Annotated in this window: 1 protein-coding gene; it reads left to right on the top strand. The window is 53.9% G+C overall.

The features are described 5' to 3' along the window. Positions 1 to 256: 256 nt before the first annotated feature. Positions 257 to 1,228 (top strand): IS110 family transposase, encoded by a 972-nt coding sequence (locus tag PspCFBP13508_RS27310; RefSeq protein WP_056786210.1) that lies wholly within the window; start codon positions 257 to 259, stop codon positions 1,226 to 1,228. Positions 1,229 to 1,248: the final 20 nt, after the last annotated feature.

Raw genomic sequence — 1,248 nt, 5'->3', positions numbered from 1 at the left:
AGCCTTCGGCAGCTCCTTGTATCTCGACTAACGCTCCGTCAGGAGCGATAGTTCTCGACTGATCATCGAGGGAGGGACTTGGAAGCCGCGCAGCTCCTTAGGCTTTTTGCCTGTGACGTAGATCGTGCTCCAGCCCTCCACACTCACTCGTACAGTTCGCACGGTATCTTGGGCCCGCCTGCGGCGAGAGCCCGCATTCGCAAGGTTGGACAGAGTGACGTGATGATCGCAACAGGGAACAAGTGGAGAAACGATCATGTCCGGTTTCGTTGGCGTCGACATCGCAAAGAACACCTTTGATATCGCTACACACCAGCCCAACGGCAAGCACAAAACCAAGGCCAAGCTGGCCAACGATCCAAAGGGCTTTAAAGAGTTTGAGGCGTGGCTAGAAAAAAACGCCGAGCGTTCGGCCCTGATCGTGATGGAAGCCACGAGCGTTTACCACTTGGAGCTCGCGGAGTTCGTTTACAACAAAGGCTTCCGGGTCTGCGTCGTGAACCCGGCTACGACCAAAGCGTACGCTGACAGCGAACTGCGCCGCATCAAGACTGATAAAAGTGATGCCAAACTGATCGCCGACTTTGCCCGGGAAAAAGATCAAAAACTTCACCCATGGGCGCCTGAGCCGCTGAAATACCGCCAGTTAAAAGCAATGGTGCGCCGCCTGGATGACCTTCAGGAAATGGAACAAATGGAGCTTAATCGTCTCGACGTTTCCGACGAAAAGGTCAAAGACTCGATCAACTCCGTTCTGCGCCATATCGAAAAAGAGATCGTAGAAACGCACAAGGCGATCAAAAAACACATCGATGACGACCCGGATATGCGTCAGATGCGGGATCTCATCGTAACCATCGACGGCATCGGACAAAAAACGCTTGAACGATTACTCGCCGAACTGGGTGACTTGCGCAAATACAGTGATCCTCGCCAACTGGTCGCTGCTGCAGGGCTCAATCCAAAGCTGCAGGAATCAGGAAAGCTCAAAGGTCATACCCTGATCTCAAGAGTAGGGTCGGCACGGCTGCGTGCAGGCCTTTACATGCCTGGCATGGTGGCGCTGAAACACAATAAGGCGATCAAGGCGATGAAAGAACGCCTGGAAGCCAATGGCAAGGCCCCCAAGCAGATCATCTGCGCAGCAATGCGCAAGCTGCTGCACTTCGTTTACGGAGTGCTCAAGTCAGGACTGCCATATGACCCGAAACTTGCGCTTGCCCGGTGAGGCTCAAGACGGTATCTACA

This window comes from Pseudomonas sp. CFBP13508 (assembly GCF_005233515.1).
Lineage (GTDB): Bacteria > Pseudomonadota > Gammaproteobacteria > Pseudomonadales > Pseudomonadaceae > Aquipseudomonas > Aquipseudomonas mercuritolerans.
The sequence above is the reverse complement of the archived record's forward strand: the minus strand, read 5'-3'. Positions and strand labels throughout refer to the sequence as shown.

What these genes read in the sequence shown, in the direction of transcription:
- PspCFBP13508_RS27310 (WP_056786210.1), top strand. Translation starts at nt 257, where the DNA reads ATGTCCGGTTTCGTTGGCGTCGACATCGCAAAGAACACCTTTGATATC.